The organism is Halomonas sp. SL1 (assembly GCF_003030865.2).
In the GTDB taxonomy this organism is placed as follows: domain Bacteria; phylum Pseudomonadota; class Gammaproteobacteria; order Pseudomonadales; family Halomonadaceae; genus Halomonas; species Halomonas halophila.
The window spans coordinates 1-2,643 of sequence record NZ_PYUQ02000037.1; the positions used below are offsets into that span (position 1 = coordinate 1).

A 2,643-nucleotide genomic window follows, 5' to 3' on the forward strand; every position below is an offset into this window, starting at 1 on the left:
TGGGGTATAGCCAAGCGGTAAGGCACCGGTTTTTGGTATCGGCATGCGCAGGTTCGAATCCTGCTACCCCAGCCATATCCCTTCCCGAACATCCGACCCAAACCCTGATGACCCAACACTGCAAAGGTGGCTGCGCGTGTCTAAATTGATGGTTTTCGCCGGGAACGCCAATCCCGAACTCGCCCAGAAGGTTGCCGAGAGCCTGGATACCCGGCTCGGCAACGCAACGGTCGGCCAGTTCAGTGACGGCGAAGTTGCGGTCGAGATCAACGAGAACGTGCGCGGCAAGGACGTTTTCGTCCTGCAGCCCACCTGTGCCCCGACCAACGACAACCTGATGGAAATGGTGCTGATGGTGGACGCCCTGCGCCGGGCCTCCGCCACGCGTGTCACCGCCGTGGTGCCCTACTTCGGCTATGCCCGTCAGGACCGTCGCGTCCGCTCCGCCCGCGTGCCGATCTCGGCCAAGCTGGTCGCCGACATCATGGTCAAGGCCGGCGTCGACCGCGTCATGACCATGGATCTCCATGCCGACCAGATCCAGGGCTTCTTCGACGTGCCGGTGGACAACGTCTACGGCTCGCCGATCCTGCTCGACGACATCGAGCGCCAGAACTACGACGACCTGGTGGTGGTCTCGCCCGACGTGGGCGGCGTGGTTCGCGCCCGTGCCATCGCCAAGCAGCTCAACGCCGACCTGGCGATCATCGACAAGCGTCGCCCCCAGGCCAACCAGGCCCAGGTGATGCACATCATCGGCGATATCCAGGACCGCACCTGCGTGGTGGTCGACGACATGATCGATACCGCCGGCACCCTGTGCAAGGCCGGCGAGGCGCTCAAGGAACACGGCGCCCGCCGCGTGGTGGCCTACGCCACTCACCCGATCCTGTCCGGCCCGGCCGTCGACAACATCACCGGCTCGGTGCTCGATGAACTGGTCGTCACCGACACCATCCCGCTGACCGAAACCGCCCGCCGCAGCGGCAAGATCCGCCAGCTGAGCGTGGCCGGCCTCATCGCCGAGGCGATCCGCCGGGTCAGCAACGAGGAATCCGTCAGCGCCATGTTCCACTGACGACACCGTCGTCAGCGCATCGCGCGGATAACGCTCCCCGGTTCGCCGGGGCGATGGGAACCGCCGTCAGCCTGGTCGCGGGCACCGGTGGTTTCCTCACTTTCTATCAAGAGGCAACATCATGTCCGAATACACTCTCACAGCCAACGTCCGCAACGACCTGGGGAAAGGTGCGAGCCGCCGCCTGCGTCGTGCGAACGAGCAGGTGCCGGCCATCATCTACGGTGGTGAGCAGGCCCCGCAGCCGATCGCCGTCGACAAGACCGCCTTCTACAAGGCGCTCGAGGACGAGGCGTTCTTCGCGTCCGTGATCAACCTCGAGCTGGACGGCAAGCCGCACCAGGTCGTGGTCCGCGACCTGCAGCGTCACCCGTACAAGCCGCTGGTGACCCACGCTGACTTCATGCGCGTCGACGCCACTCACGCCATCACCATGCGCGTACCGCTGCACGTGGTGAACGCCGAGACCGCGCCGAGCATCAAGGACCAGGACGGCGAACTGCACGTCCTGGCCAACGAGGTCGAAGTGAGCTGCCTGCCGAAGGACCTGCCGGACTACCTGGAAATCGACGTCGCCGACGTCGCCCTGGGTACCACCCTGCACCTCTCCGACCTGAACCTGCCGGCCGGCGTCACCTCGGTCGAGCTGTCTCACGGCGAAGACCATGACCAGGCCATCCTGAGCATCACCGCCGCCAAGGTCAGCAGCGAGGCCGAAGAAGGCGAAGAGGCCGAAGAAGGCCAAGCCGACAAGGGCGAGTCCGCCGAAGGCGAGGACAGCGCCGAGTAAGTCCGGCACTGTTCAGGGCCGCGCCATCGGCGCGGCCCGCGTCCTTCCGATCAAGCGCTCCGGCGCTTGATTTTTTTTGTGGCCCGCCAGCCGCTGCAAGCCCCACGCGGAGCCGCGCCACACCGTTCCGGATGACTGTTTGGAGGCAGTGAAGATGAGTCAGGTCAAAGCCATCATCGGACTGGCCAACCCCGGCGCCGAGTACGAGGCCACCCGCCACAACGCCGGGGCCTGGCTGCTGGAGGCCCTGCTGCGACGGGCCGGCGGCGAACTGCGCGCGGAGAAGAAGTTCCTCGGCCGCTACGCCCGCATCCATCTCGACGGGCAAGAGCTACACCTGCTCGAGCCCACCACCTTCATGAATCGCAGCGGCGGCGCCGTGGCGGCGATGGCGAAGTTCTTCAAGCTCGCCCCCGACGAGCTGCTGGTGGCCCACGACGAGCTCGACCTGGATCCCGGCACCGCCCGCTACAAGACCGGCGGCGGCCACGGCGGCCACAACGGCCTGCGCGACATCATCCAGGCCCTGGGCAACGACAAGGGCTTCCATCGCCTGCGCATCGGCATCGGCCACCCCGGCGACGCCCGCCAGGTGACCAACTACGTGCTGGGGCGCCCCGGCAAGGCCGAGCGCGGCGCCATCGATGCCGCCATCGACGAGTGCCTGGCCACCCTGCCCCAGGCCGTGAGCGGCGACTGGACGAAGGCCATGCAGCGGCTGCACAGCTTCAAGCCCTAGGTTTTGTCCGAAAAGTCGGATTTGCTAATGTGCTCC

At 66.3% G+C, this 2,643-nt stretch carries 3 protein-coding genes and 1 tRNA gene; all 4 read left to right on the forward strand.

Features of this window, described 5'->3' with window-relative positions:
- The 4 genes from C9J49_RS16830 to pth all read left to right on the forward strand — a co-directional run bounded on the left by C9J49_RS16830 (position 1) and on the right by pth (position 2,607).
- Positions 1-75, forward strand: a tRNA-Gln gene (locus C9J49_RS16830).
- 61 nt (positions 76-136) lie between these two features.
- Positions 137-1,078 (forward strand): ribose-phosphate pyrophosphokinase, encoded by a 942-nt coding sequence (locus C9J49_RS16835; RefSeq protein ID WP_173834965.1) that lies wholly within the window; start codon positions 137-139, stop codon positions 1,076-1,078.
- 121 nt (positions 1,079-1,199) lie between these two features.
- The gene (locus C9J49_RS16840; RefSeq protein ID WP_046079819.1) at positions 1,200-1,868 is read left to right on the forward strand and encodes a 50S ribosomal protein L25/general stress protein Ctc; all 669 of its coding nucleotides are present in this window, start codon (positions 1,200-1,202) and stop codon (positions 1,866-1,868) included.
- Between the two features lie 154 nt (positions 1,869-2,022).
- Positions 2,023-2,607: an aminoacyl-tRNA hydrolase gene (gene pth / locus C9J49_RS16845; protein ID WP_035597805.1), complete on the forward strand. Its 585-nt coding sequence runs from the start codon at positions 2,023-2,025 to the stop codon at positions 2,605-2,607.
- The last annotated feature ends 36 nt before the right edge of the window (positions 2,608-2,643 follow it).

Bases quoted from the DNA above. Each gene is read 5' to 3' on its own strand.
- C9J49_RS16840 (WP_046079819.1), top strand. From the start codon at position 1,200: ATGTCCGAATACACTCTCACAGCCAACGTCCGCAACGACCTGGGGAAA.
- pth (WP_035597805.1), top strand. From the start codon at position 2,023: ATGAGTCAGGTCAAAGCCATCATCGGACTGGCCAACCCCGGCGCCGAG.